Genomic DNA, 25594 nt, shown 5'->3' with positions numbered 1-25594 from the left:
CTGCTCTTCAGAGAAGCGGCTACGTTTCATGTCCTGGTCCTCTCGATGGGCCAGAACGAACTTCAAACCGGATTAGATCAGAGGGGCAAGGTCACGATGGTTGAGATTTGCTTCGCAACTTCGTTTTTTGGCGCACCGACCTGTTGGCCGCGATGTTGGTTGTCGTGTTTGGATCAGTTAGAGATTTCAATCCCACCTGGTTGAATGTCTGCCATCGCGTTTTGATGCTGGAAGCTGTCGGACCGCTTCCGGCCCCAATCGGATTGACGAATACGAGCTGCTTGTCGTCGAGCTTGAGGCGGGCAAGCCAGCCTTCGCACTGATGGCGGAGCGCGGCATCCGCCGCAGCCTTCTCGCATGGCTGGAACGACGCGGCGGGACAGTGGATGGTTACGCATTTCCTAGTAGGATCGATCCTAGGGCTCATATGAGCACAAGGCAGTACGCCCGCCTCGTCGACGAATGGGTCGAGGCGATCGGGCTTCGACCCCAGGATACGGCACGCATTCCCTCCGTCGAATCAAGGTTTCGCTTATCTACAGAGAGACGGGAAATTTGCGAGCCGTCCCGATTTTGCTCGGTCACATCAGATCGAGAACACGGTCCGCTATCTGGGAGTCCACGTAGAAGATGCTCTCGAACTTGCCGAGGCAACTGAGGTATGATCAAGAGCGGCTCCACTTCACGAGTGGAGCCGTGAACAATTTGCGCCGCATCTCTGTCCTTCAGATCTGCACTATTGTGTCTCGAAAGCAGCCATTTGTCCTGGGGTAAATCGTGACTTGGGAAGCGGACCGGCGGCTTTCGAAGTGCGCCCCACGAAGTCAGACGTCCGTTAGGCGCCGCTCTGTGCCTGCTCCAACCTGACGTGCGGCGTGGGTCAGAGTGGCCTACGCGGCAAGTCGACATGCCTGAAGGTCCATCAAGGGGCCGATGTGTCGGTCTATAGGTAGTGTAGCTCTCAACCGGCCCGGAGGATGCTCAATGCCATGCTCAATCTCAATCCGCAATTCATGAGCGGCGATCGGGGCTACATGCCAGCATCGTCGCGAACGGATGCGTAGTACATTTCCGTGCCAAACGCTCACAGGATCGAGAACGCCCTCTTTCATTCGTCGGGAATTTGAACCGGCGTCTGATGGCCCCTGACTAATTTCATGAACGCGTCTATGGGGCGAAGGGTCTGGCGTGCCTTCAGGCATGCGGCGAAGGATTGCGTGAAGGGTTTGTGATCGGAAATTGAAAGTGCCGTCAGGCGATCATCCGGGAGAAATTCGGTTTTCGAAACGATGCCGGCGCCTAGACCTGCGGCGACAGCTTCACGAACCCCGTCGCGTGGGATTTCCATCACTACGTTCGGCTTCACCCGATGCTGGTCGAGCAACTCCTCCAGCGCGCGACGGGTCATCGAACCCGGCTCGCGGACGATCAAGCGCTGCCCGTCCAGTTCCTCAAGATCGATCTGCTGGCGCCCGCCCCATGGATGGTCGCGATGGACGAAGACGATCACCTCATGGCGGCCGAGTTGAATGAGATCGAGACGCGGATCGTCGTAGTCGCGGCCGATGATTGCGACATCCACCTCGTAGTTCAGAAGCTTGTTATAGATTGCGTCCGAATTGCCGCTTTCCAGGAAAACCTGCATCAGCGGGTATTTTGCGTGGAAGGCGCTGAGCAGTTCCATAACGAAAAACGGTCCGACGGTACCGACGCGCAGCTTGCCCGATATCTGGTTGCCCTCGGCCTGCAGAATTCCGACCGCCTGCTCCTCCAGCGAGAATATCTGGCGAGCGACGGTAAGCAGCGCCTCACCGGCATCGGTGAGCTTCAGGCCCCGCGGCGAGCGCAGGAAAAGCTGGACGTCGTACGTCTCCTCCAGCGCCTTGATCTGCGTCGTCACCGTCGGTTGGCCGACGCACAGCAGGTCCGCCGCCTTCGTGAAGCTCAGTTCACGCCCGACCGCATAAAAGGACCGCAGCTGGCTGAAATTGACGAAATGCAGCTTGTTAGCGCCACTCAATCCTTTTCTCCTCCCGGCGAAAGGCTTTCGCCGCCCGCGTGATCCCTTCGGCGATTTCCGAATGCTCCTCCAGCAGATCGCAAAGGACCGTGTAGTGGTTTTTGTCCCGGAGCGAAACCAGTTCGGCAGGTTGGCCGCTCGCACGCCAATGCGCTACGAACCGCTCGGACTGGCTTATGAACTCGGGCGTTTCGCTTGCCCCGGCAAAAGCCGTAAGTGGACAGCAAGGCGGCGGGCGACGCATGGGGCTGAGCGCCGCGGCGCGCTCGACGTCCAGGCCGAGCGCTGCATTCAGCGATGTTTCCACCAGCGGCTCGACGTCGAAGATGCCGCTGATCGGCGCGCACGCCGCCAGCGGCACATTGCAAGCTTTGGCATTCATGGCCAGCATTGCGGCGAGATGTCCCCCGGCTGAGTGGCCGGTCGCGATCCAGAGCGGCGGCGGCGCTTCGAGCGTGTCAAGGATTGCGGGCAGGCAAGCACTGACACTGCCAATGATGGCTTTCATGTCGGCGTCGGGCGAAAGCGGGTAGTTCGGCAGGGCAACCGAGAACCCTCGAGAAAGCAGCGACGAAGCGACGAAGGAATAGCGATCTTTGTCGAGGCTCTGCCAGTAGCCGCCATGGACGAAGACCACTAACGGCGCGCCGTTGCCTGCGGGAAAAAGATCGAAGACCTGGCGTGGATGCCCGCCATACGCCAAGTTGCGTTTGCATGGAAGCGTCGCGCGCGCCGCGGCACTTGCTTCGTCGAACCTGCGGTAGACATCCATCCGCTCCGGATATCGGTCGCGGAAGACGTACCCGGCTTCGGTGCGGCGTCCCATGTCGTTCACTCGAAATGGACAACGCCGCGAACGGACTTTCCCGCCCGCATCAAGTCGAAGCCGTGATTGACCTCGCCGAGCGTAAGCCTGTGGGTGATCTGCCGGTCGAGGTCGAGCTTGTCATCCATGTAGAAATCGATCAAGCGACCGAGCCCGCTGCGCCCCTTGACGCCACCGAAATAGCTGCCACGGATGGTTCGGCCATAACGCACCCCGACTGGCGGAAAGCCCATTTCAGCGCCTGGTGGTTCAACGCCGAGCAGCACCGCCGTTCCCCAGGCCGGATGGCAGCAATCGAAGGCCTGGCGCATGACAGGCACGATTCCGGTACACTCGAACGCGACATCGGCGCCACCCTCGGTCATGTCACGGATAGCCTGCACCACTTTCGGGCCATCACGCCCCGCATCGATGAAATCGGTCATGCCATAGGCTTTGGCGAGTTCGTTTTTTCGGTCGGTGACATCGACGCCGATGATCGTCCTTGCACCGGCCAGCCGTGCCCCCTGGATGACATTGATGCCGATGCCTCCCAGTCCGAACACGACGGTCGCATCGCCCTCGCGGATCTCGGAAAGCGCGGCACCGACGCCGGTGGTGACGCCACAGCCGAAAAGACAAACCTTGTCCAGCGGGGCATCCTCCCGGATCTTGGCCAGGGCGATTTCGGGAACGACCGTATAGCGGGACAGCGTCGAGGTGCCCATGAAGTGATGCACAGGCACGGCGTCCAGCGAGAAACGTGGCGTGCCGTCCGGCATTACGCCCTTGTCGCGTGTCGGTTTGATCGTCCAGCACAGATTGGTGCGGCCGCTCCTGCACATGCGGCAATGCATGCACTCCGGCCCGTAGAGCGGAATGACGTGATCGCCGGGCCGCAATCCGATTACGCCTGCGCCGGTCTCGACGACGCGCCCGGCACCCTCATGTCCGGGAATCAGCGGGTAGACGCTGGTCGCATTGACGCCGTCCAGCGCCGTAAGGTCGGTATGGCAGAGACCGGAAGCGACGATCTCGACCAGCACTTCGCCGTGGCCTGGCGGCGCCACCCGCACGGTTTCGACCGCCAGCGGCCGGTTCGGCTCAAAACAGATCGCAGCAGGCGAGCGGATCACGACACGCGCCTTGCAAGCGAGGCTGGAAACGGCGCGAGTCCTTTGCGAACGAGGTCCGCTGCATCCAGTTTGCCGCCTGCCTTGATGATTTCGCGCGCAATGCGGATATCGCGGCCACAGCCGACGCCGACAGCGCCGATCAGCCGTTCGCCTTCGGTGAAATAGGCCAGATATGCGCGTTCGCCAGGCTTGCCCCGCTCATAGGTTGGCCCATTCGCGCCGGGCAGGCCGGCCACTTGGATGTTCAGATCGTATTGATCGGTCCAGAACCACGGCACCTCGCCGTAAGCCGCCGGTTGGCCGCAAAGATAGCTGGCGACTATGCCGGCCTGGTCCTCGGCGTTCTTCCAGGATTCCAGTCGCCAGCGGCGACCGAAGAACGGATTTTCGTGAGCGGCGACGTCGCCGACGGCGAAAATGTCGGGACTGCTGGTCTGGCCGAATGCGTTGACGACGATGCCGTTGTCGATATCGAGCCCGGCTTCGCGAGCCAGGCGGTCGTTGGGGGTACCGCCGATGCCGACCAGCACGAGATCGGCCTGCAGTTGCGAGCCGTCGTCGATGTGCAGGCATGCGCTCTGGCCCAGCGATTCCGAGGCGGCGATTTGCCGGCCACAGAGGATGCGAACCCCTGCCCGCTCGTGCACCTGCGCGATCCATTGCGACAGATAGCTGGGGAGCAGCCGGCTCAGCGGCCGATCCGCGGCCTCGAGCACGGTGACGTAGGCGCCTCGCTGGACGGCGCTCGCGGCAACTTCAAGGCCGATCAGTCCCGCTCCGACCAGCACGATCGACATACCCGGGACGATCCGGCTGCGCAGCGACAGCGCATCCTCGAAGGAGCGGAGATAAGCGATCCGGTCGGCAATTGGTTCCAGGCTGGCGATCCTGCGGGGCGACAGTCCCGTCGCCAACACCAGTTTACGATAGGCGAGCGGGCTACGGCCCTCCAGCACAACCGACTTCGCATGCCTGTCGATGCCTGTCGCCTCGGCGCCTAAATGAAAGGTTACGCCGATCTCCTTCCATTTCGCCGACGGCAGCAGATAGGCATTCGCCGGCGCTTCAGCGGACGTCAGCACGCTTTTCGACAGCGGCGGCCGCTCGTAGGGCAGCTCCTTTTCGATCCCGATCACGTCGATCGATCCGGCGAAGCCGCCGTGCCGAAGCCGCTCCGCCGTGCGGCCGCCCGCATGTCCGCCGCCGATTATGACGACTCCGGCTGTTCTCCCGATGTGTGCCATTGCCGCTCACGCTCCCTGGCCGGCGGGGGTATCGCCGGCGCGGCTGCTCTTCCGCACCTCGCGAAGGATCTCGCGATGCACCCGGAAGTAGCCTTTGCTCACGCACTGAAGATGCGGCGAGACTTCGGCGTGGAGCTTGCCGAGCGCGTGGAACGGGACGGACGAGGCAAGGTGGTGCTCGGCATGGAACGGCATGTTCCAGTAGAGCAACCGCAACACGGGGTTCGCCAAGGTCGTGCGGGTGTTGGCGAGAAGGTTCGGGCTCTCCTCGGCCCCGGTATGTTCGGCCATACGGATGGCGCGCAGCACAGGTTCGCCCATGAACCGGGGCAGCAACCAGTAGACCAGCGCGACAGCGCTGCCAAAATAGATCGAGACTGCTGCGATGGCGATGTAGGCCAGGACCAGCAGGCGGATTTCCAGCATCACCTGTTTGAATACCGATTCCGGCAGGAACTCGCGCTCGTCCTCCGTGAAATGTCCTGTCGACCCGCGCCACAACGTGCCGACGAGTTTCGGCCAGAAAGAGAGGCCCAGGATCTGCCCGAAATAGTCGCGCAGCGACGTTGGGAAAGGCACGATGTCCGGGTCATGGTCCTCGTGCTGGGTGAATGTGTGGTGCGCCGCATGGCGGTATTTGAAGTAGAGAAACGGGCGGAACGTAAAGGCGGCGACGGCGAAGCCCACGAGATGGTTGATCCATCGCGAATGGAAGGCGGTACCGTGCGAGCACTCGTGCAGAGGTGCGAAGAGCAGCACGATGACAATGCCATAGGCAAACATCGCGGGAATTTGCAGCCAAAGCGTTCCGGCCGACAGATAGATCGCGAGAATGCCCAGTGCCAGTGCCGACAGATGAACAGCCAGCCTAATCAGCCCCGGCCTATTGGTGCGGGCGCGAAGCGTCTTCAGCTTGTCGCGTGAAATAATTTCCGGTCCCGTCAGCGGCCAGATCTTGCTGCCGATGCCGCCGATCCCGGCATAGCTTGCAGAATTATCTCCCTGCATGCTGATCCTCCTTTCAGATTGCTCGTTGTCACGGAAGATCTACCCAGGCGCTCGGCGAAAGAAAAATTCATTGTTCCCATGGCGCTATCGCTTCGGCCTCACACGACGAAGCAATGAGCGATCGCCTCCGCCGAAAACTCCCCGCGGTGAAAGTGCCCGGTCACCCGGCCGCGGCTCATCACCAAGATTCGATCGCAGGCATCCATCATCTCCTGCAGTTCGGTGGTCAGCAGCAGGATGGCCTTGCCCTCTTTCGCGAGATCCTGGATTGCGCGCCAAATCTCGAACTTGGCGCCGACATCGACGCCCCGAGTCGGATCTTCGGCAATCACGATGTCGCCGCCGCGGGCGATCCATTTGCCGATGACGATCTTCTGCTGGTTGCCTCCGGACAATTGCGAGGCCGGCTGCGACAGCCCGCTGGTTTTGATCGCCAGCTTTTGCATGAGATCATTGGCTGTTGCATTTCTTTGCCGGCGCTTTAGGAAGCCCAAACGGCCGAGCCGGCGCAGGATAGTCATGCCGAGATTGTCGCCGACATTCATCGGCAGGATCAGCCCCTCCCTCTTGCGGTCAGCGGGCATGAAACCGATGCCCGCCGCGATGGCATCGCGAGGCGAGCGCAACGTAACCGGCCTGCCTCGGACCCGGATTTCGCCGCGGTCGATCGACGTCGCGCCGAAGATCGCGCGAACAACCGCTTCGCGCTGGCAGCCAAGCAGGCCGGCAATACCGACGACTTCGCCCGCCCGGACTTCAAGCGACACGTCGTCGAAGACCGTTGTCTTGCCGATGGCCCGGGCCTCCAGTGCAACGGCGCCGTGCCGTCTTTCCCTGTAGGCTGTCTGGCCAGGCTTGTGTTCGCGCCCAACCATCAACGAGACAAGCGCTGCCTCGTCCATCTCCGCCATGGTGCGCGTGCCAACCACGCGGCCGTCGCGCAGGACGGTGACGCGATCCGATATCTCAAGAACCTCACTCAGCCGGTGAGAGACGTAGATGATGCCGAGGCCGCTCGCCTTGAGCTTGCGGATTATGTCCAGCAGGTGACGAACTTGATCGTCATTCAGCGAGGCGGTCGGCTCGTCGAACACCAACACGCGCGGCCGACTTGCAAGGGCCCGGCAGATTTCGACAATCTGCTGCTCATTCAAGCTGAGTTCGCCGACTGGCCGCGAAGGGTCGAGGCTGACGTGGATTTCGTCGAGCAGCTCCTTCGCCATCCAATTGAGCGCCGCACGATTGTTCCCGCCCATGCGGCCCGCGGGCTCGCGGCCGAGAAAGATGTTTTCCGCGACACTGAGATTCGGGCACAGCACCAATTCCTGATGGACCAGCGCCAGCCGCTTCGCCAGCGCCGCCGTCGGGTCGCCGAGGACCACTGGGTTGCCTTCGATCAGGATTTCGCCGCTGTCGGCTGCGGTCAGGCCGTTCATTACCGAAAGCAGCGTCGATTTGCCGGCGCCGTTCTCGCCGACCAATGCATGCACTTCGCCGGCTTTAAGATCGAACGTCACGTCGGCGAGCGCCAGCACGCCCGGAAACGTCTTTCGAATGGATTTGAGTTCGAGTAGCGGGGCGCCCATTGCGGTCATCCCGAATGGTATTTGTTGAGCAGCATCCGGTGGCGATCCATGTCGCCGCGCAGATTCTGATAGACCGACGACCAGACCTCGAAGAATTCGTGGTAGCGCTCGTGCAGCTTTGGATCGGGATCGATCGTCTCCTTGATGCGCACGATGCTTTCGAGCGGCTCGGTCGGCGATTTGTAGAGGCCCGCCGCGACGCCAGCGAGGATTGCGTCGCCGATCGGGGCGGCTTCGCCGATGTCGGGCACCTTCAGCGGCAGGTTGACCACGCTGGCGGTGATCTGGTTCCAGAACCGGCTCTTCGTCGGGCCGCCATTGAGGATGAGCCCATCGACGTTCACGCCCGCCTCATTGGCGATGCGGACATTTGAGTAGAGATCGAAGGCGACACCTTCGATCAGCGCTCGAATGAAATGCGCTCGTGTCGTCGTTGGCCGCACACCGAAAAAGACCCCGGCGGCGCTGCTGTTCCAGTTGGGCGACAGCGTGTTGCCGAGATATGGCAGGTAGAGCAGGCCATCAGAGCAGGCCGGCACTTGCTTGGCCTGCTCCGTGAACAGGTCAAAGACATTGTGGCCCATGCGCTCGGCCAGCCGGAACTCGGAGTCGCCAAACTGGTCGCGAAACCATTTCAGCGATGCGCCGGTGAAGGCCATCGGCCCATCGAACATGGTCAAGCCGGGCAGCACGTGCGGCCATTTCAGGATGCGATACTCATGAACATCCTGCTCCGTCGGGATCATGATGCCGAGATTTGATCCTGTCCCCATGGAATAGTAGGCCTCGCCCGCCTTGGTGACGCCGACGCCGAGCGCCGCCGAGCTGATGTCGGTGCCGCCCGCCGCAACTATGGTGCCGGGACGCAGCCCGGTTTCCTCGGCCGCCTGCTTGGTCACCTCGCCAACCACTTCATGTGACTGATAAAGACGCGGGAATTTCTCCAGCGGGATGCCGATCGCCTTGGCGATGGATTCGTTCCAGCACCCCTTCTGGTATTCATAGGCGTAGGCCAGTCCGGCGTCGCCGGTGTTCATCGTGAAGTTGCCGCACATGCGGTAAGTGCAATAGCCGGACGGCGACAGGAACTTATGTGTTGCATTGAAGATATGCGGCTCATGCTTCTTGATCCACAGCGCCTTGGGATCGATGAACCACGGCGCGACGCGGTTGCCATTATTCTTGTTGATCGTCGCTTCGCCGACACTGCGGCGGATGTCGTCGCACTCCTCTTCGGAGCGGGAATCCATCCAGATCATGGCAGCGCGCAGCGGCTTGCCCTGGTCGCTCACTGGCAGCGTGACGCCAACCAGGCCGGACAACGCCACCGCGGCGATGTCGTCGGCGAATCGGCCTTGTTCGAGGCACTGCCTGACGGCGGAGACGACGGCGCTCCAGTAGTTCGACGCCTCCTGTTCCGCCCAGCCCGGAAACGGATGGAATAGCGGATGCTCCTGCGAGCCGAACGCCACCACCTTTCCGGTGTTGGTGTCGAGGATTGCCGCCTTGACGTTGGTCGTGCCGATATCGATGCCGAGCGTAAGATGTCCGCCCATATGATCGCTCTCCCTTGAATGGCTATGAATGCGTCTTCTTGCGGCTCGTCCTCGACAAGCCGACCGATGCGATGAGAACGATGCCGATCGCCAGGTTCTGATACCAGTTGCCGATGCCCCAGATGGCGAGCAGGTTCAGGCCGGCGGCGAAGGCGACGCTGCCGAGCAGCGTGCGCCAGGGCGAGCCGACGCCGCCTGCCAATGCGGTGCCACCAATGACGGCAATGGCGATCGCGGTCAATTCGTAGCCGGCGGCGAGCGGCGCATCGACGGATTTCAGCCGCGCCGTGAAGACGATGCCCGCGACGGCGGCGCAGAACCCGCTGATGACATAGGCCAGCACCACGTAACGCTGTGCTTTGATACCCGCATAGAGCGCGGCCTTCTCGTTGCCGCCAATGGCGTAGAAACGGCCGCCGCGGACCGTGCCGTTGACGAAGGCGATCAGCCCAAGAAGCACGAGAAGGAAGATCAGGAAGCTGACCGGAATGCCCGCCACCTTGCTGTCGCCGATCCAGCCGTAGAGCGGCGCCTTGAGATAGTAGGGATGACCGTTGGTGAGCACGTAGTTGAAACCGCGCAACGCAGTCAGCGACACGAGCGTCATGATGAAGGAGGGTACCTTGAAATAGGCGATGCCGATGCCGTTGACGGCGCCGACCATGGTGCCCGTCGCCAGCGCGACCAGGATCACCGGGATGATCGGCCCCGCATAGGTATTGCCGCGCACCAGCCAGCGGCCGCCCAGCATCGGGCCGATCTCGGTCATGACGATGACACCGACGACGACCGCAAAGATCATCAGGGCGGCGACGGAAAGATCGATGCGGCCTGTGAGCAGCACGACAGTCATACCCAGCGACAGGAGCCCGATGACGGCGACATTTCGCATCAGGTTCTCCAGGTTCAGCGCGGTGAGGTAGTACTCGGATGTCAACGCGCCGACGGCGAAAATCAACACGATCAGCCAGACGATCGGCTCGCGCGCCAATCCTTGCAGAAAGGGAGCAACGCGCGATGTGGTAGCTCCTGAAACATCGACGACGCTCATTTCGCTATCCCGCGCTGCCACATGCCCGGCAAGACCACTGCAAGAATGACCGCTGCCGTGACCACCTGTTGCAGGTAGATGCTGACACCGAGCTGGTTGAGAAGGTTGTTGACGATGCCAATGATCATGGTCGCTACGAAGGTTCCGCTGATCGACCCAACGCCGCCCGCCAGCGCCGCGCCCCCGAGAACGGTCACCGCGAGCACCGATAGTTCCATGCCTTCGAAGCCGGCGGGATTGATGTAAGACAGGCGCGCGCTTTCAAGCATGCCGGCAAGCGCGGCGCAGACGCCTGAAATCACGAATACAGTGACGCGAACGGCAACGATGTTGATGCCTGACAGCGCCGCGGCCCTTGCATTGCCTCCGGTTGCGAAAAGCGCACGGCCGAAGATCGAATACTTGGTCAGAGCGATCGCCGCCGCACCCAGCACGAGAAGCAGCCAGACAGGAACGGGGATGCCGACGAAGGCTCCGCGGCCAAGCCATAGATATGCTACGAGGCCTTCCGGGTAGAGCGCCTGCCCACCCGAGGCAATGTTGGCGACGGCGCGACTGATCCCCAGCATTCCAAGTGTCGCGATCAGCGAAGGAATGCCGAAAGCGCCGACCAGAACGCCGTTGCCCAAGCCTGCACCGAGGCCGACGAGCAAGGTCGCGCTGATCACCAGAGTGGCCGATCCGGTCGGGATCAGCAGGCCACCGACGACGCAGGAAAGGACGGCGACGCCCGCAACCGACAGGTCGATCTCTCCCGTGATGACCACCAGCGTCATGCCATAGGCCATGATGCCGATCCCCGCCACGGCGAGCAGTATGACGTGGATGTTGGCAAGGGAAAGGAACGAGGGCGCGATCGCCTGCCCCGCAATAAGCAGAGCGACCAGCACCGCGACGCGGCTCATGTCGCCGGCGCCCAGGTGCCGCCGGGCGCCGGCCGGTCGCGCCGGGGAAACCGGCTCGGCGACCTCGTTTTCGAGAATGCTCATATTGTTTCGCACCGTGCCTGCCTGATTGGGTCAAGGCCTGCCGGATCCCGACGCGTCAGGATTCCGGCAGGCGGCTTGGGAGCGGCCGTCAGCCCGAGATTTCCGGACCGTAGGCGTAGGGCCATTCGTCCGGCGTCAGTGTCTCGATGCCTTCGATGTTCATCTTCTCCTTGGTGATCATCGGCAGGTTCGGCGTCATGATAAGTTTGGGCGGCGCTTCGTTGAGACCCGCCTTGGCGCCGATATGCATGACGACGGCTCGGATGCCGATGTCGCCGATCAGCGGCGTGTAGGGCGACACCATCTCGATGTTGCCGGCCTTGATCTCCTTCAGCACCTCGCGGGCGTCGTCGTTGGCGAGGATCATGATCTTCTTGCCACCCGGCGCGCTGTTCAGCCGGTTGGCTTCGCGGATCGCGTCGAGAGCGCCCATGGCTTCCTCGCCGCCGGTGTTGAATGACACCGAAATATCCTTGAACGCTTGGAGGGCGTCCGCCGTCGCTTTGAAGGCTTGCGTACGCTGGCTGTTGGTATGGTAATTGGCCAGCACTTTGTAGCCCGGCGTATTACCGATCGCTTCAAGAAAGGCGCCGGTGCGGATCGAATCCGCGGTGCTGCCGAGATCCTTGCGGTTGAAAACGATATTGCCGTCCGGCGCGGCATGCCTGAGGTAAAGGCCTTGTTGCAGCCCGTTGGCATAGAAGTTGCCGAGCACCTCCGAGCTGATCTGTTCGGATGAGGTGCGGCGATCAAGGCTGACGACCGGGATACCGGCCGCGATGGCGCGGTCGACCGGCGGCCCCATGGGCGCCTCACGGTTCGGCCATAGCACGATGCCGTCATACCGCTTGGCGATCCAGGTATCGATCACCTGGCCCATCTTGTTGTCGTCGAACTCGGCATCGATGACTTCGAGTTCGATGTTGGGATGGCGCGCAGCTTCCCAAGCCGCGGTGTCCGCGAGGCTGATCAGCCAGGGATGATTGAACCCGTGAAAGACGAGGCCGATCCGGTATTTCTTGTTCGCATCGAGCACCGGCCCTTCCGGCAGCGGCAGATAATCGGTAAAGGGCGATTTGATCTTGAGCTTGCTGTAGGGACCGGTGAAGCTGGTGCCCATGCCGGGTTTCCAGACGAACCCGCCGGCGAGATCGCCCACGGGGTAGACGTCGAGATAGTCCCGGAAACCGTCCTTCTCGAATAGTGCGCTAACTTCGCCATTCGACATGCCGGCCTTGGCTTCGTCGGCGTATTTCTTGATCAGGCCGTTGAGAACGGTGTGAACAGAGTCTCCCGCGAACGCCGGGACGATTCCCGCAGGTGCCGCGGCAAGCACGGAAAGTGCGGCGGCCGTCTTCAACAGATGACGTCGTGATGGCTTTAGCATTTAAGGTCTCCTCCCATATTTTGGTTTCAGCCCGGGATATGTCCCGAAGAAGTCGTGGTCATTCTCCTCCTTCCACCAGGACGTGGACGTAACCGTCCATCACCTTGGTTTCGTAAGTCTTCAGCCGCTCGGTTACGGGCGGTGAAAGCGGTGTGCCGGTCGGGATATGAAACAGTCCCTGATGCAGTGGGCATTCGATGGTCTGCCCATCGATATAGCCCTCCGAGAGGAAAGCGTGTGCATGCGTGCAAACGCCTGCGGTTGCGTGGAACTTGCCCGCCAGATTGAAGATCGCGATGCAGGACCCGTTGTGCTCGATACGCGTCGCGTCATGGACGGGCAGGCTGTCGGCCCGGATCGCTTGGAGCCATTGTTTGCCCGTCGTACTCGCTTCTGCCGTCATCCGTCTCCTCGCATTCATCAATTTGTGTTCGCTTATTTTCGTTTTCTTTCCTCGGGCAGCAAATTCATTGTAGGAATGCGGGTATTGATGGCTCCCGCGTAAAGCATGCAGGACAGAACCGCCAGCGGCGCGGCTTGAACCGGCCATCGCCAGCGCCGCCGCAACCGCAATCATCGCTGCGGATTTTATCGAAGGGTCGGATCGAACCGGTCGCGCATCGCCGACAAGACTGATCGCGAGCGTCGTCACGACGATCGCGATGCCGGGGAACGCGGCGATCCATCAGGCATTGCCAAGATAGTCGCGCCCCGCGCCAATGGAGGCCGCCAGATATTAGACAGTCCTAAATGATGGAAGCCGTTTCCAAAACAAGGGCTGGATTAGTCATAAAACGGGCCGCTCTCCGGCTCGCAACGAGACGTCGCAGCGCTGACGCGCAACGTCTGGCCAGCCGCCGTGAGTCCGCCGCGCCCACGACAAATTACTCGCCAGCGCAATACGCCGACGGATTCTTTGCCAGTCGCGCATTTGAAGCCTATGCTCACTATATCGGCCGCCAGATCCTTCGGACGCAGCCGACAGTAAGAGGTACGTGCTCTTGCCCGTCAGGGAGAGAGCCATGCCCCAATCCCTTCTTCGCAACCATGTATTGAAAACCCTCTCCCCGGAGGATTTCGCGCTCCTGCAGCCGTCAATGCACCACGTCGAACTGGGCATCAAAGCCCAGCTTGAAGTCTCATATCAGCCGATCAAGCGTGTGTATTTTCCAGAGATGGGCATCGCGTCAGTGGTCGCCACGATGACCGGCGGGCGGCAAAGCGAGGTCGGCATCGTCGGCCACGACGGCATGACAGGGGTTGCCGTTGTCCTCGGCCAAGACAGGTCTCCCAATGAAACTTATATCCAGGTCGCAGGCAATGGCTGGATGCTTCCGGTTGAAAACCTTCGCTCTGCGATTGCGGCAAGCCAGTCCCTTCGCGGGTCACTGCTTCGCTATGCCTACGCGTTCCTCGTCCAGTCGTCCCGGACGGCACTGGTCAACGGCCATTCGAAAATCGAGGAGCGGTTGGCCCGCTGGTTGCTCATGGTCCAAGACCGCGTCGAAGGAAATAGGATCTACCTGACGCATGAATTCCTGGCGACCATGCTTGGCGCCCGGCGACCCGGGGTTACCACTGCACTCCAAATGCTTGAGTATCGGGGGCTGGTTCACGCCAGGCGCGGCGAGATCACGATTGTCGACCGCGCTGGAATGATACAACTCACACATGGTGCCTATGGCGACGAGGAGCAAAGTCATTTCGGTCTCGCATTCGCCTGATTGTCCGGGATCGGACAAACGCTTACAGGCCGCCGAATTGCTGCCACAAATGGTGTTGGTCAGGGTTCAGGGAGGAATTTTCGATGACCAACACTTTTCACACCGTCACGGTTGAACGGGCTGCCGAAGCCTATGTTCTCTCCAGAGGCAAGGCCCGGTTCCTGTCCGTCGCACAGGCGATCCGCGCCATCCGGACGCTCATGCCGAGATGCAAGGCTACTGACCGCGAGTTGGAGGAGCTGTTGGCGGCGGCTTCCATCGTTCACGGCGTGCCTGTCGCTTTCGACGCAAGAACAGCCGACGGCCGAGAACCAGGGCTTCATTAGCAGGCCAATATGCCCGCGCTCGCCCAAACACCTACCTTATCGGACATCCGCCAGGAGATTGTCCGCTGCCTGACCGACAATGTCGGCAGGCCGTGCATTTCGATATCCGAGGTTAGCCACGCCGTACGGCAAATATTCCCGCTTTGCGAACTCACGGATTGGGAACTTGGCGATCTTATTGCGCGAAGCGCGATCGACGCGGGATTTGCGATTGAATTCGACGCGGCGGGCCCCTAGACTAGTTTCCGTCCATAAACGTGCGTATTTCACAGCGTTTACAAGATCTTGTGCTGGACCTGAAAGGCGCCTTTGACGGCAAGGACAGGATCAAGAGCACTAATTGTCGACAGGATGGTGTCATCGGCACGATCAGGCACAGGCCACCGCGGGCGGCGTTTGCCGGCTGAGACAGCAGCAATGCCGAGTTGGGATCAGGTTGGTTGGAGGCGAGTGAAGAGGACGAGGTTGTAAGCCACGACCGAGGACCAGACGTAGGTCTTGAAGTGGTCAAGTCCGCGCCAGGTGCAGCGTGCCAAGCCGTAAGCGCGTTTGAGGCAAGAGATGCCAGCTTCGATGCCGGCACGGAAGTTGCGTAGCTTGCGATAGACCCACTTGCTTCTGACCATGTCCTCGATCCGGAGGCCGGCTTTCTTGTGGAAGGCCATGTCGGAGACGCCCCACGCCTTCGCTGTGGCCAGGTTGTCGCGAGTGGCGAAGCCGCCATCGGCCGCCGCTTGCCGCGGCGCTTTGCCGTAGAAGGCGATGTGGCGCTCCAGCATCGGCAGCAGCCGCTCGCTGTCGGCCGGATTGCCTGCTTCGATCACCAGATCGAGGGTCATGCCGCTCCTGCCTGTGGTCAGGTTGAGTTTGTGGCCGTACTCGGTATTGCGGCTGCCTTTGACGATGATATCTGCATGTGGTTCGAACAGGCTGACCAACTTCTCGCCGGCAGGCACCGGCTCGTCGGCCAACACCCGTCGCTCGCTCTGTCTGATGATGCGCTCGACCAACGGCTCATAGTGATGGACCTGGAGCTGCCACAGTGCGATGGCCGGTGTGCTCGCCATGGCCAATCGCTCGCTCGCCTGCTTCAGATAGGCCAAGGTCGCGCAGGTGATTGCGATCAGCTCGCGGTAGAGTTGGACCCGATTCGGTCGACCGCGCGTGAACTGGATCTTGCGGGCGCGCTTCTTGGCTGCACGGCAATGATCGCGCCATGAGCCGGCGCCGACCAAGGTATCGGCCCGCTTCAGCAGGCGCACCATGACCCGCACCGCATCCCAAAGCAGGCTGCTGTCGCTCGGCTCGTGAATGAGTGCCGAGGTCGCGGTGCTGTCCAGCCGCACGACCGTGCCGTCTTCGAGCTTCGCCTCCCGAGCGCCCGACAGCAGTGTCCGATTGATCTGTTCCCAAGTCTCGGGCCGGATCGCGCTAATGGTCTTTTGTAGTACAGACTTCTGTGGGCTCCATGACCACGGCAGGCGGGCAAAGGCGCGAAACGAGGCGGAGTCCTCGAGGTGGAACGCCAGTTCCTGGTAGCTCAGTTGCCGGTACTGCTTGAGGATCGCGCAGCGCAACACCGCTTCGCCCGGCAAGCCCTGCCGCCCGGTGGCCTTGACGCCGACCCGAACCAAATCGCGAGCCACCAAGCCGAGCAGATCGCGATGTTCGTCCAGCCATTGCGACATCGCCTTCAACTCGTGGCCGATCTCGTGCGTGGCGAAAACATCGAATATGCTGGCTTGGACGGTGCGTTCTTGGCGCATTGTCGGGCTCCGGCGGTGACAGGTTTTGGACTCAGTAGCATGATCCAAGATACCTGAAACCGCCGGGCCTTGCTCGCGCAAAGCTACGATTCAATCAATAAAATCAAATATTTGCCCGTTTGTGGACGGAAACTAGACTAGACTAAGACTAGGCTCCCGTCGAAGCTCAATAGCGGAACAGCCACTTTAGCCATGTGGCTCCCAATCACGGACGGTCAGGTTGCAGTCCGATGATGCCCGTCAGCAATGCGCCTAATGTCGGTCATCGACGTGAGGTCTCGCATTGTCCGAGAGCGGACATGCTCTCCAACGCTGCCCCAACTTCCGGGCCTCCGCAGACCAGTTATTGCCGTATGAAGCCCAATCGCTCTCCGGGCTCCGCTTCTGTCCGGCAAACCGCTCATAATGGGCCGAAACCGCAACATTGGGCGGGGGCTCCTTGTTCGCAATTACAATGATCTGGATGCCCTTCCTTACGCTGCGCAGAGACTCCCAGAATGCAGCTTCGATTCCAGCGTTCACGTGCTCATCGTCACTGACCGCTTTTCCCCGTTTCTTATAATTCGTCAGAGGGGAATCGATTATCACGGTACCTAGATGCGGCCGGTTATTCTCTTGGCAGGAGCGTAGCAGCGCGATCACGAATGCAGCGTATAGGATTGGACGAATCCCGCACGACGAAGCCACGGACAACATAGAAGAAAGCGTTTCTGCACGTCCACGCCGCATGTGATCCGATGGACTTCGCGCCAGATCGCCGACCAGATAGGGCAGGCGCTTTGCCATCACCGCTTGCCACCCGGACCTTGTTGGCCAGGCGGGCTTTATAGGGCACGACCGGGCCTTGTTCCTGACAAAATTGCTGTCTGCCTTTTCACATCACCGGGTTTTGCACGCAAATTTCGGAACCATGCCTTTCGCCTGCGGTTTATCGAATGAAGGGACTAAGTTCCGAGGAGAAATCAGATGAAACATCTTCTGATCACGAGCATGGTCGCGCTCGGCGTCGGTTGCGGCGCCGCGATGGCGCAGACCGAATCCGCGCAGCCGAGCGGAGGGGACAATTGCGCCGCCGGCCAGGCCGACTGCCAGAAGGGCGGCAAGACGGGCGAGCAGGCCCAAAGCAAGATGAAGTCGCAGACCGAGCAGAATGCCCAAGGCAAGGCCGGCGCCAACACCGAGGAGCAGGCTCAGGGTAAGGCCAAGGTGAAGACCGATGAGCAGGCCCAGGGCAAGGCCGGCGCCAATGCCGAGGAGCAGGCTCAGGGCAAGACCAAGATGAAGGCGAGCGAGCAGGCCCAGGGTCAGGCTGGCACCAACACCGAGGAGCAGGCTCAGGGTACGGCCAAGTGCCAGACCGGCATGGCCAACTGCCCGAAGGGTTCGAAGACGAATGAGCAGGCCCAAGGCAAGACCAAGATGAAGACCACTGAGCAGAATGCCCAGGGCAAGACCGGTACAACCACTGAGCAGAACGCCCAGGGCAACACCGGCACCACCACTGAGCAGAACGCACAGGGCAAGACCGGCACCACCACTGAGCAGAACGCCCAAGGAAAGACCGGCGCCACCACTGAGCAGAACGCCCAGGGTACGACCAAGACGCCGACCCAGCAGAATGCCCAGGGTAAGACCGGTACAACCACCGAGCAGAACGCCCAGGGCAACGCCAACGTCCAGACCGACCAGAACAAGACGGCCTCGATCAACAACGTGACGGTCGAGCAGAAGACGCAGATCACGCAGATCATCCACGAGACCCACGTCAGGCCGGTTCGCGATGTCGGCGTCGACATCTCGGTCGGCGTCCAGGTGCCCCGACATAAGATCCGCCTGCATCGGCTGCCACCGCGTATCGTCGAGATCGTCCCGGCTTATGAACGCTACGAGTATTTCGTGCTGGCCGACGGACGCATCGTCATCGTCGATCCGGATACCTACGAGATCGTGGCTATCCTGGAGGCCTGATCGGGACAACATCGCGAAAAGCAAAAAAGATGCTGCCGTGCCGCAAGGCTCGGCGGCATTTTTTGCTCTGGCCTCGAAAGTCCGCTCGCGTTGGAAAGGACACGCAAGATGTCATAAAAATTGAATCACAGAACCGACAGAAAGGCCGGAACAGCTGCGTTAGCCCCATGTGGCTCCCAATCGCGGACGATCAGGTTGCGGCCCCATTTCAGTCATCCAGGATCGCCAGGCCAGTAGGGCCGTTCATGGATCGAACGCACAGAGAGCTGAGATTCTCCTGATGATGCCGTTCCCGGCAGGCCAACGAATGAGCCCCGGTGCGGTCGCTGGTGCGCGGTCCATAGACTGGTCACGTGACGCCGTTCTCTACTAGAAGAGGAAGCCAGCTCGCTGTCCAATATTGCGGGGATGGGAAGCCAGTTCAGAATCAATGAGGTCAGAACCGCTCGCCATTCCGGGCCTCACGGACGAACGCGGATGATCGTCTTCCCCGAGCGTCGCTCGGTCGGGTTGAAGGCGGGAACGGCATCGTCCAGGGTCGAGATGTTGCCGATGTTTGTCCGTAGCCGCCCATCCCGCATCCGCTGGACGATCTCACTCAGTTGGGCACGATCGGACTCGACAACGAAGTCGACCGCCAGGCCATCGGCTGGCCGCGCATCGGGCGGCCCGACGACGGTCACCAGTGTTCCTCCGGCTCGAATCAGGCCCGCGGACCGCTTCTGGATGTCGCCGCCGATGACATCGAACACCAGATCGACGCCGCCGATGTCTTCCAGTGCGTCGTTCTCGAGGTCAACAAACTCGTTCGCGCCGAAGTCGAGCACCTTCTGACGGTCGGCTGAGCGTCCGGTGCCAATCACGTAGGCGCCGGCCTCTCGTGCGAGTTGCGTCACCATCGACCCGACTGCGCCGGCCGCACCATGCGCAAGGACGCTCTGCCCGGCCCGAATGCGGCCGTGGTCGAACAGACCCTGCCACGCAGTCAGGCCCGAGATCGGCAAACTGGCGCCTACCGCAAAGTCGACGTCACCCGGCAGCGGCGCGAGGTTACGTGCCTCGACGGCCACATACTCCGCTAGGGTGCCGTCGCGATACCAATCGGTGAGACCGAACACCCGCTGGCCCACGGACAGTCCCGTCGTGCCGTAGCCGAGGGCGGTAATCACTCCGGCCAGTTCGTGCCCGGGAACCGATGGCGTTCGGTCACAGTCAACGCGATCAGTCCAGGTCGAGGGCCACGTCAGCTCAGTCGGGACGAATCCTGACGCATAAATCTGAACGACGACGTCGTTTATCGCCGCCTGTGGCTCGGGTCGCTCTACGATCCTCATTCCGGCCGTTCCCGCAGCCTGATCCGTCACAACGATTGCCTTCATCGGAAATGTCTCCTCGGTCATTTGTCACGCGGCAATATCGGTAGATATGTGGCGCTCCGGTCATGAAACAGGACCAAGATTGGCGGGAATGCTGGTACCATTGCGCCATGGCCGCAATGCCATAGTATCGCTTTGAAGGCATTCCCGTCTTGCTGAGGTCGCTGGCTCGGGCGGTGACCGATCTTTGGCCTGCTCAAACAGAAATCATTGCGGGCAGTCGCTCATCCGACGGGCCGGATATCCTGAATTCAGACGGTTGCCTTGGTTCGCTATCAAGGTGTGGATGGATTCCAAATGACCTCCCAGAGGTGGCCATCCGGGTCTTTGAAGTAACCCGAATAAATACCCCACGGTCGGTCATGAGCTGCGTCAGTGAGCGTGGCGCCAGCTGCTTTCGCTTGGTTCAGTATTTGATCGACCTCGCCTTTGCTACCGGCAAAATACCCAAGACTGAACTCTGTGGAGCTTGGTCCCCCAATGGAGTGGTGCGCATCTTTGGCAAGCTCACTTCGGGGATAAAGGGCAAGAATAAGGCCGCCCTCCAGGTGAAACATCACTACGGCCCCAGCGGCATGCGTGTCGTCGCCTTTGAAGTCGTCGGCTGTAATACCCTTTGTGGGCAAACCGAGGCCCTCGTGATAAAACGCGAGCGACCGGGCTAGGTCGTCGACCCCAAGCGTGACGACACCAATCTGTGGCTTCATGACTTACCAACCTGCGGTCCGTGATTTGATTATATGGTGGGTAAGTTCGGCGACAAGAGGCGTCGGACGCAGCTTGGTTCCGATTGCCTTTCACGCCTGGCACATTTTGATACTCCGGATCGACCCGAACGAGTCGCACATATGGCAAGCGAATCCGAAGGTCTACAAAGGGGTCGGTAAAGGAACGGCCGCTTTACCCATATAGCTCTCGATTGCGGACAGTCGGGTTACAGCTCGAAATCAGCCGCAAGTCGGTTGCGGCAACGGCTCACTCAATGCGTCGGTGACGAGTTCGCTAACTGGGCATTCAAGTGTGAGGATCTATGAGCCGCACACCCTCGCCCCTCTGACCAGCAGATAGGAATTCGACGCCCGCTTTTATCAGCGCCGCCTCAATGGCCTGCAAAGTACTGATCCGGGAATCGACCTTGCCGTTTTCCAATCGGGTGAGCGCATTCAGCGACACAATTGCCTTGTCAGCGAGCTCCTGCTGCGACCAGCCAAGCAAAGCGCGTGCGGCTCGAATCTGTCGTGGACTGACCATGAGCCCACAATCGGCAGGCCGATTTTCTTTGCCACATATAGAGTTATTTTAAACCTTATAAGGTATATTAAGTAGCGACTGGAGGGCTAGGTGGCATCGGCACCAACTCCAGGCGCGGGAGGCAAATCCTATCCGGTTAACAGAGGAGCATGGGAGGCATGTTGAAATTGCAACGCTCCGTCCTCGCTCAGAGTAGATCGAGACCAAAGAAGGAGTGGGCCCCGCACCCCGCCGATCAACATGTGGGCAAACAGATCGCAACGGTTCGCGTCCAGTCGGACGTCTCGCAGGGCCAGCTCGCCCGGTCGATAGGCATCAGTTTCCAGCAGCTTCAGAAATACGAGAACGCCAGGAACCGCGTCAGCGCATCCATGCTCTGCGAGATCGCCAAGTCGTTGGACGTCCCGGTCAGCCGATTCTTTGAGGGGCTGCCGGGTAATGACCAGAAACGCGTGGAAGCAAGGCCCCTGCCCGTGGATGAACGGCTGAACTTCATTGCCAGCGCGGAAGGCCGCCGCTTGATCGAAGGGCTGATGAACCTTCCCCCGCGGGTGCGTAGCCGGGTCTCAGCTCTGATAGCCGCCTTAGGAGAAGAATTGGGATTGGCCGATGCGAACAACGAGACGGCCGACGAGTGCTCGCCGGCCGAGCGCAAGACGGCCTGACAGCCATCAGGACATGTCAGCCGTATTTCCGCGCAGCTGGCACAGCGATGCGGCTGATGGATCCGGATACCGCGATATCGGTACCGAAGACCCGCGAGCGGGTTGCAAACCCCTCAAGGATATTTCGCGCGATGTTCCCGATTGCCACTGTGGGAACCAGCCTGCCCGTTGCCGATCCGATAGACTGCGCGTCCGCACCGATGACAACGGGCAGGAGGTCTATTCCTTCAAGGCTTCCGCTCACGTCATAACGGCACGCTGCGACGATGCTTTGCCACACCTCCGACGGATCCCATTCGTTTTCGTCGGCGTGCACGTGGAAAAGGAAGTTTCCAAGGCCATAGAAGATCGGCGAGCCATTGTAGATCTCCAGCGCTTGAAGCACGGGAGCGCCGTGGCTGACGAAGAGATCGGCGCCGGCGTCGATGCAGGACCGGGCAAAGGTCCGCACCCAACGCGGCACGTCCTGCCAACCTGGTTCCCAATGGTGATGATGCAGATAGGCGACGACGAAATCGCCTTGCACCGCTGCCTGCCGGATAGCGGACAAATGTATGGCCGCACTTTGAGAGTCGACCTCGACGATGCGACCGAAGCTGGCAGCTTGCGCAAACACCGTGCCGTAGAAATTGATCTCCTTGCCACTCGCGACCTCCGGCGGATCTTCCGGTTGCGCATGATTGGCCAGTTCGAAGGGCGAGATCTGCAAATGTTCACCAAGCCTCGCGAGCCGGCGGAAATGTCCGTCCGGCACCCCGAACTTTCGAACGGTCTTTAGCCCGTTGACGCCAGCACGCGCTGGACGAAAAGCGGTAGCATTCTCTGCATACATGTTGGCCGGCCCTGGGCCTGCATCGATAGCAAGAAGTGCGACCTCGCGCGCCCCAAGCCGGCGGCGACCCGGTCTGGCCGCGTCCGACGCGTTCGCCCCAATGCCGGCATGGAGGAATCCGCGCACTTCCACCTCATCCAGGGTATTCAACACGCCGTTGGGGCCGAGATCGAAAGCATGGTTGTTTGCGAGGGCAAGCGCGTTGAAGCCGATTGCCTGCAACGCGTCCAACACTTCGGCTTTGGAATAGCCGAAGTACTTGCCCTTGGTTGGCCAACCGCCGTGCCTGCCGAGGATCGTCGACTCGAAGTTGGTGAATACGAGGTCGCCCTGCCCTAGGAAGCGGACAATCTCGGAGAACCGTTCGTCCTGGATATTGCGGATGTCGTGCGTGATCAGGGATTGGCCCGTTACAACTGCGCAAAAATGGTCTTTCATGGAGCTCACCTTTTGGGATTTGGGATGTCGGGCGCTGGCACGCGGCCAGCGCCACACGATGTCGAAGACGGTGGCCGCTATTTCGAGACCGCCGGCGCGATGTCGGTCTTGAACCATTTGATGCTCAGGGCCTTGAGCGTTCCATCGTTGGTGGCCGCGTCGATGGCCGCGTTGAACTTGGTGAGCAATTCGGTATCGTCTTTGCGCATGCCAACGCCGACGCCCGGGCCCCAGAGGCCGCCCTTCAGTTCCGGTCCGAAGAACACCGCGATCGACCCAGCCGGGGTCTCCAGGAAATCCCGCCATGTGAAAAAGTCGGCAAGCCCGCCGTCGACGCGTCCCGCGGCAAGATCGAGCTTCAGATTGTCCAGGCTGTCATAGCTGCGAATGGTCACAACATCGCCGAAGAGATCCTTGAGGACGGCCTCCGAGTTTGACGAACGCAGGACCCCGATGGCCTTGCCGCTCAGCGTCGCTCTGACGTGCTGGATGGCCGCCTTTTCCTTGTCTCCGACCGTCGAAAGGTTGACCCTCTGCTTGGTGTCGCCGACGTCCAGCCCTAGTTCCTTGCGCACGACGAACTGGTTGAAGCCCCCGGCGTAGGGGACTGAAAATGCGATCGACTGCTTGCGCTTCTCGGTGATCGCCATGCCGGACATGATGGCGTCGAACTTGCCGACGACCAGGGCGGGAATGATGCCGTCCCAGTCCTGCGCGACAAAGCTGCATTTGATGTTGATGCGGCGACACAGCTCGCGTCCGACATCGACGTCGTAACCGTAGAGCTCGCCATTGGCATCGGTGCCGTCCCATGGCGGCGAAGCGCCTTCGGTGGCGATCGATAGCGCGCGCTCGCCCTCGGCCCGGACCGGGAAGACTGACATGAATAATGCGAGCAAAACAGCCATGGCAAAGGGTATGCGCATAAGGCACCTCTTTCATTGGGGTTGGTGGGAAAGCAGCCTAAGCTGCAAGGTCACGGCATGGGCGTCGTGATCTCGGGTTCGCAACGCGCTGGCTTTGGTCGCAGCCTGCGTCGTGCGGCAGGCGGACCGTCGGTCGAGAGCCGCCGTTCCAGCAGCTGAGTTGCTTTCACGGCAACCGAGGTGAGCGACAGGTAAATCGCGCCGGCGACGATGAAGATTTCGAAGGGGGCAAAGGTGGCCGAAACCATTTGCCTCGCCATGCCGGTGATCTCAAGGAGCGTCACGGTGCTTGCCAGAGACGAACCCTTGATCATGCCCACGATTTCGTTGCCGTAAGCCGGAAGCGAAATCCTGAACGCGATCGGAAAGGTGATAAGGCGGGCGGTTTGCAGTCGTTTCAAGCCGAGAGCCGCGGCGGCCTCGGTGAGACCCTTCGGCACGGACTGCAGACCTCGACACAGGATCTCGGTGGTATGCGCCGCGCTGTTCAGCGAGAATGTCAGCAGGGCACACCAGAACGGGTCGCGAAGGATCACCCAAAAGACGCTCGCCCGTACCGCCTCGATCTGGCTGAGGCCATAATAGAGCAGGAAGAGCTGAACGAGCATCGGAGTGCCGCGAAAGACATAGGTATAGCCCAACACCGCGAGCGACAGGCTTGGGCGCGCGAAGGCGCGAATGAACGCTAGCGGCACAGACAGTAGAAATCCGGCCATCAACGATAGCGCGGTCAGCGTCAAGGTGAGCCCCACCCCTGAGGAGAGCACCACCACCGCATCAAGCATCAACTGGAGGTTCACTGCAGTTCCCCTAGCGACCGAAAGCGGGGTAACGCCGCTCCGCGAACCGGATCGAGACCAGCGTCATTGTTGTGAGGGTGAGATAAAGCGCTGAGGCCGCGAGATAGAAGGTCAGCGGCGCGCGCAGGGACCCGGCGCCGACAAAGGCGACGCGCATTATGTCGGTCAGGCCGACAATGGACACCAGCGCGGTATCCTTGAAAAGCGAGATCCACAGATTGCCATATGCCGGCAGCGCCAGCCGCAGCATTTGCGGACCGATGATGAAGGCCCAACGCTGCCAGGCATTCAGCCCAAGCGACTTCGCCGCTTCCGTCTGCCCCGCAGGCACCGCTGCAATCGCACCCCGGAACACTTCCGTCGCGTAACCGCTGAACACGACCGAGAGCGCGATCACCCCTGCGGTGAACGCATTCACCTCCACATAGCGGCCGGCGAGCATGCTGGCGAACGTAGTGCCTCCAAAGTAGACGAGCAGGATAATGACAAGTTCTGGCACGCCACGAACCACCGTCGTGTAAGCCGTCACAACCCTTCTTAGCCGATGCGAGGCCGCGCCTTTGGAAATGGCCAGCAACAGCCCGAATACTGTACCGACAGACCCGCTGATAAGCGCAAGGCTCAGCGTCACCGTGAATGCGAAAAGAAACTGAGCAGAAAAACCGTTCATAGCGCACCTTTTTCAGCTGGCAGTTCGAGCAGCGCGTCGCTTGTCCAGCGCTGTTATCTAGAATATTTAC

24 protein-coding genes and 1 pseudogene are annotated in these 25594 nt (G+C 60.9%); 6 read left to right on the top strand and 19 right to left on the bottom strand.

Annotated elements, in window-relative coordinates; genetic code table 11:
- Positions 1–340: 340 nt before the first annotated feature.
- Positions 341–665 (top strand): annotated as a pseudogene (locus NKI38_RS25645) (tyrosine-type recombinase/integrase); the annotation flags it as partial.
- A 443-nt stretch (positions 666–1108) separates the two neighbouring features.
- On the opposite strand, the gene NKI38_RS25640 reads toward NKI38_RS25645, so the two are convergent.
- The 11 genes from NKI38_RS25640 to NKI38_RS25590 all read right to left on the bottom strand — a co-directional run bounded on the left by NKI38_RS25640 (position 1109) and on the right by NKI38_RS25590 (position 13434).
- Positions 1109–2020, bottom strand: coding sequence for a LysR substrate-binding domain-containing protein (locus NKI38_RS25640; RefSeq protein ID WP_352662360.1), 912 nt, complete (start codon positions 2018–2020; stop codon positions 1109–1111).
- On the bottom strand, positions 2007–2846 hold the full coding sequence (locus tag NKI38_RS25635) for an alpha/beta hydrolase (RefSeq protein WP_352662357.1): 840 nt from the start codon (positions 2844–2846) through the stop codon (positions 2007–2009). The genes NKI38_RS25640 and NKI38_RS25635 overlap by 14 nt, the downstream gene beginning before the upstream one ends.
- Positions 2847–2851: 5 nt before the next feature.
- Entirely contained in the window at positions 2852–3958 is a 1107-nt protein-coding gene (locus NKI38_RS25630; protein WP_352662369.1) for a zinc-binding dehydrogenase, read from the bottom strand.
- Positions 3958–5205, bottom strand: a complete 1248-nt coding sequence (locus tag NKI38_RS25625) for an NAD(P)/FAD-dependent oxidoreductase (protein ID WP_352662355.1) — start codon at positions 5203–5205, stop codon at positions 3958–3960. Before NKI38_RS25625 ends, NKI38_RS25630 begins: the two co-directional genes overlap by 1 nt.
- Positions 5206–5211: 6 nt before the next feature.
- Complete coding sequence (locus NKI38_RS25620; RefSeq protein ID WP_352662352.1) at positions 5212–6213, bottom strand: fatty acid desaturase; 1002 nt, start codon at positions 6211–6213, stop codon at positions 5212–5214.
- 98 nt (positions 6214–6311) lie between these two features.
- Positions 6312–7799 (bottom strand): sugar ABC transporter ATP-binding protein, encoded by a 1488-nt coding sequence (locus tag NKI38_RS25615; RefSeq protein WP_352662349.1) that lies wholly within the window; start codon positions 7797–7799, stop codon positions 6312–6314.
- Positions 7800–7804: 5 nt separating this feature from the next.
- Positions 7805–9355: a xylulokinase gene (locus NKI38_RS25610; RefSeq protein WP_352662346.1), complete on the bottom strand. Its 1551-nt coding sequence runs from the start codon at positions 9353–9355 to the stop codon at positions 7805–7807.
- Between the two features lie 22 nt (positions 9356–9377).
- Positions 9378–10406 carry an ABC transporter permease gene (locus NKI38_RS25605; RefSeq protein WP_352662344.1) on the bottom strand — a complete coding sequence of 343 codons (1029 nt, stop codon included), beginning with the start codon at positions 10404–10406 and terminating at the stop codon, positions 9378–9380.
- On the bottom strand, positions 10403–11395 hold the full coding sequence (locus NKI38_RS25600; protein ID WP_352662342.1) for an ABC transporter permease subunit: 993 nt from the start codon (positions 11393–11395) through the stop codon (positions 10403–10405). The genes NKI38_RS25605 and NKI38_RS25600 overlap by 4 nt, the downstream gene beginning before the upstream one ends.
- Positions 11396–11483: 88 nt before the next feature.
- Complete coding sequence (locus NKI38_RS25595; protein ID WP_352662340.1) at positions 11484–12782, bottom strand: sugar ABC transporter substrate-binding protein; 1299 nt, start codon at positions 12780–12782, stop codon at positions 11484–11486.
- A gap of 58 nt (positions 12783–12840) precedes the next feature.
- Positions 12841–13434, bottom strand: a complete 594-nt coding sequence (locus NKI38_RS25590; protein WP_352662337.1) for a non-heme iron oxygenase ferredoxin subunit — start codon at positions 13432–13434, stop codon at positions 12841–12843.
- 370 nt (positions 13435–13804) lie between these two features.
- On the opposite strand from NKI38_RS25590, the gene NKI38_RS25585 reads away from it, so the two are divergent.
- The 3 genes from NKI38_RS25585 to NKI38_RS25575 all read left to right on the top strand — a co-directional run bounded on the left by NKI38_RS25585 (position 13805) and on the right by NKI38_RS25575 (position 15069).
- Entirely contained in the window at positions 13805–14506 is a 702-nt protein-coding gene (locus NKI38_RS25585; protein ID WP_352662334.1) for a Crp/Fnr family transcriptional regulator, read from the top strand.
- A gap of 83 nt (positions 14507–14589) precedes the next feature.
- Positions 14590–14832, top strand: coding sequence for a hypothetical protein (locus NKI38_RS25580; protein WP_352662331.1), 243 nt, complete (start codon positions 14590–14592; stop codon positions 14830–14832).
- A 9-nt stretch (positions 14833–14841) separates the two neighbouring features.
- The gene (locus NKI38_RS25575) at positions 14842–15069 is read left to right on the top strand and encodes a hypothetical protein (protein ID WP_352662328.1); all 228 of its coding nucleotides are present in this window, start codon (positions 14842–14844) and stop codon (positions 15067–15069) included.
- A 194-nt stretch (positions 15070–15263) separates the two neighbouring features.
- Here the strand turns inward: NKI38_RS25575 and NKI38_RS25570 are convergent, their stop codons facing one another.
- Positions 15264–16598 carry an ISNCY family transposase gene (locus tag NKI38_RS25570; RefSeq protein WP_352662325.1) on the bottom strand — a complete coding sequence of 445 codons (1335 nt, stop codon included), beginning with the start codon at positions 16596–16598 and terminating at the stop codon, positions 15264–15266.
- A gap of 966 nt (positions 16599–17564) precedes the next feature.
- Between NKI38_RS25570 and NKI38_RS25565 the strand changes: the two genes are divergently transcribed.
- Positions 17565–18566 carry a DUF1236 domain-containing protein gene (locus tag NKI38_RS25565; RefSeq protein ID WP_352662322.1) on the top strand — a complete coding sequence of 334 codons (1002 nt, stop codon included), beginning with the start codon at positions 17565–17567 and terminating at the stop codon, positions 18564–18566.
- A gap of 461 nt (positions 18567–19027) precedes the next feature.
- Here NKI38_RS25565 and NKI38_RS25560 read toward each other — a convergent pair whose 3' ends face one another.
- The 3 genes from NKI38_RS25560 to NKI38_RS25550 form a co-directional block, all read right to left on the bottom strand.
- On the bottom strand, positions 19028–19945 hold the full coding sequence (locus NKI38_RS25560) for an NADP-dependent oxidoreductase (protein ID WP_352662319.1): 918 nt from the start codon (positions 19943–19945) through the stop codon (positions 19028–19030).
- 272 nt (positions 19946–20217) lie between these two features.
- Entirely contained in the window at positions 20218–20649 is a 432-nt protein-coding gene (locus NKI38_RS25555; protein WP_352662316.1) for a VOC family protein, read from the bottom strand.
- Positions 20650–20956: 307 nt separating this feature from the next.
- A complete protein-coding gene (locus NKI38_RS25550) occupies positions 20957–21193 on the bottom strand; it encodes a helix-turn-helix domain-containing protein (RefSeq protein ID WP_352662313.1) in 237 nt (78 codons plus the stop codon).
- 158 nt (positions 21194–21351) lie between these two features.
- On the opposite strand from NKI38_RS25550, the gene NKI38_RS25545 reads away from it, so the two are divergent.
- Positions 21352–21858 carry a helix-turn-helix domain-containing protein gene (locus NKI38_RS25545; RefSeq protein ID WP_352662310.1) on the top strand — a complete coding sequence of 169 codons (507 nt, stop codon included), beginning with the start codon at positions 21352–21354 and terminating at the stop codon, positions 21856–21858.
- A 16-nt stretch (positions 21859–21874) separates the two neighbouring features.
- Here the strand turns inward: NKI38_RS25545 and NKI38_RS25540 are convergent, their stop codons facing one another.
- From NKI38_RS25540 to NKI38_RS25525, 4 genes are all read right to left on the bottom strand, one after another.
- Positions 21875–23128, bottom strand: coding sequence for a CapA family protein (locus NKI38_RS25540; protein ID WP_352662307.1), 1254 nt, complete (start codon positions 23126–23128; stop codon positions 21875–21877).
- A gap of 77 nt (positions 23129–23205) precedes the next feature.
- Positions 23206–24012: a transporter substrate-binding domain-containing protein gene (locus NKI38_RS25535; protein WP_352662305.1), complete on the bottom strand. Its 807-nt coding sequence runs from the start codon at positions 24010–24012 to the stop codon at positions 23206–23208.
- Between the two features lie 92 nt (positions 24013–24104).
- Positions 24105–24854, bottom strand: a complete 750-nt coding sequence (locus NKI38_RS25530) for an ABC transporter permease (RefSeq protein WP_352662302.1) — start codon at positions 24852–24854, stop codon at positions 24105–24107.
- 10 nt (positions 24855–24864) lie between these two features.
- Positions 24865–25524 (bottom strand): ABC transporter permease subunit, encoded by a 660-nt coding sequence (locus NKI38_RS25525; protein ID WP_352662299.1) that lies wholly within the window; start codon positions 25522–25524, stop codon positions 24865–24867.
- Positions 25525–25594 lie beyond the last annotated feature (70 nt).

This window comes from Mesorhizobium sp. M0621, from assembly GCF_040320745.1.
In the GTDB taxonomy this organism is placed as follows: Bacteria; Pseudomonadota; Alphaproteobacteria; order Rhizobiales; family Rhizobiaceae; genus Mesorhizobium.
The sequence above is the reverse complement of the archived record's forward strand: the minus strand, read 5'-3'. Positions and strand labels throughout refer to the sequence as shown.

Coding starts and splice junctions, on each gene's coding strand:
- NKI38_RS25635 (WP_352662357.1), bottom strand. CDS start 2,846: ATGGGACGCCGCACCGAAGCCGGGTACGTCTTCCGCGACCGATATCCG.
- NKI38_RS25625 (WP_352662355.1), bottom strand. CDS start 5,205: ATGGCACACATCGGGAGAACAGCCGGAGTCGTCATAATCGGCGGCGGA.
- NKI38_RS25620 (WP_352662352.1), bottom strand. CDS start 6,213: ATGCAGGGAGATAATTCTGCAAGCTATGCCGGGATCGGCGGCATCGGC.
- NKI38_RS25615 (WP_352662349.1), bottom strand. CDS start 7,799: ATGGGCGCCCCGCTACTCGAACTCAAATCCATTCGAAAGACGTTTCCG.
- NKI38_RS25610 (WP_352662346.1), bottom strand. CDS start 9,355: ATGGGCGGACATCTTACGCTCGGCATCGATATCGGCACGACCAACGTC.
- NKI38_RS25605 (WP_352662344.1), bottom strand. CDS start 10,406: ATGAGCGTCGTCGATGTTTCAGGAGCTACCACATCGCGCGTTGCTCCC.
- NKI38_RS25600 (WP_352662342.1), bottom strand. CDS start 11,395: ATGAGCATTCTCGAAAACGAGGTCGCCGAGCCGGTTTCCCCGGCGCGA.
- NKI38_RS25595 (WP_352662340.1), bottom strand. CDS start 12,782: ATGCTAAAGCCATCACGACGTCATCTGTTGAAGACGGCCGCCGCACTT.
- NKI38_RS25585 (WP_352662334.1), top strand. CDS start 13,805: ATGCCCCAATCCCTTCTTCGCAACCATGTATTGAAAACCCTCTCCCCG.
- NKI38_RS25580 (WP_352662331.1), top strand. CDS start 14,590: ATGACCAACACTTTTCACACCGTCACGGTTGAACGGGCTGCCGAAGCC.
- NKI38_RS25575 (WP_352662328.1), top strand. CDS start 14,842: ATGCCCGCGCTCGCCCAAACACCTACCTTATCGGACATCCGCCAGGAG.
- NKI38_RS25570 (WP_352662325.1), bottom strand. CDS start 16,598: ATGCGCCAAGAACGCACCGTCCAAGCCAGCATATTCGATGTTTTCGCC.
- NKI38_RS25565 (WP_352662322.1), top strand. CDS start 17,565: ATGAAACATCTTCTGATCACGAGCATGGTCGCGCTCGGCGTCGGTTGC.
- NKI38_RS25560 (WP_352662319.1), bottom strand. CDS start 19,945: ATGAAGGCAATCGTTGTGACGGATCAGGCTGCGGGAACGGCCGGAATG.
- NKI38_RS25555 (WP_352662316.1), bottom strand. CDS start 20,649: ATGAAGCCACAGATTGGTGTCGTCACGCTTGGGGTCGACGACCTAGCC.
- NKI38_RS25550 (WP_352662313.1), bottom strand. CDS start 21,193: ATGGTCAGTCCACGACAGATTCGAGCCGCACGCGCTTTGCTTGGCTGG.
- NKI38_RS25545 (WP_352662310.1), top strand. CDS start 21,352: ATGTTGAAATTGCAACGCTCCGTCCTCGCTCAGAGTAGATCGAGACCA.
- NKI38_RS25540 (WP_352662307.1), bottom strand. CDS start 23,128: ATGAAAGACCATTTTTGCGCAGTTGTAACGGGCCAATCCCTGATCACG.
- NKI38_RS25535 (WP_352662305.1), bottom strand. CDS start 24,012: ATGTCAGTCTTCCCGGTCCGGGCCGAGGGCGAGCGCGCGCTATCGATC.
- NKI38_RS25525 (WP_352662299.1), bottom strand. CDS start 25,524: ATGAACGGTTTTTCTGCTCAGTTTCTTTTCGCATTCACGGTGACGCTG.